This is a genomic window from Nocardioides humilatus, assembly GCF_008373755.1.
Lineage (GTDB): Bacteria > Actinomycetota > Actinomycetes > Propionibacteriales > Nocardioidaceae > Nocardioides > Nocardioides humilatus.
In genome coordinates this window covers 1-483 of the sequence record NZ_VUJV01000101.1, presented here as the reverse complement: position 1 = coordinate 483, position 483 = coordinate 1, and the positions used below count along the sequence as shown (strand labels likewise).

Genomic DNA, 483 nt, shown 5'->3' with positions numbered 1-483 from the left:
GAACAAATCAACATCTCTGGCAACTTCTTTAGGAACAAACTCAAGCTTATGTCATTCCTGCGTAAGAGGTGCAACGTGAATCCTGCTCGTGGACCTTTCCATTTTAGAGCTCCATCTAAGATTCTATGGAAGACTGTAAGAGGCATGATCCCACACAAAACAGAGCGTGGCAAGAATGCTCTTAGGAGGCTACGTACATATGACGGGTGCCCTCCTCCCTTTGATAACCGTCGACGTGTTGTAGTGCCTGCTGCTCTACGTGTCTTCTGTCTGAAACCTGGCCGTAATTACTGTCATGTAGGCAGACTGTCCCATGAAATTGGATGGAAATACCGTGATGTTGTTCGTAAGCTTGAAGACAAGAGGAAGGGCAAGGCTGTTAAGAGAGTTGCCTATGAAAAGAAACTTAAGAGGATCACCAAGGATGCTGGTGAGAAGGTGTCGAAGGCGACAACACCATTCACTACCATCATCCAATCCTAT

Annotated in this window: 1 protein-coding gene; it reads left to right on the top strand. The window is 46.2% G+C overall.

What is annotated here, in order from left to right; translation table 11 throughout:
• Positions 1-6 precede the first annotated feature (6 nt).
• A partial coding sequence (gene rplM, locus F0U44_RS24130) for a 50S ribosomal protein L13 (protein WP_497707149.1) occupies positions 7-483 on the top strand: 477 nt, incomplete at its 3' end.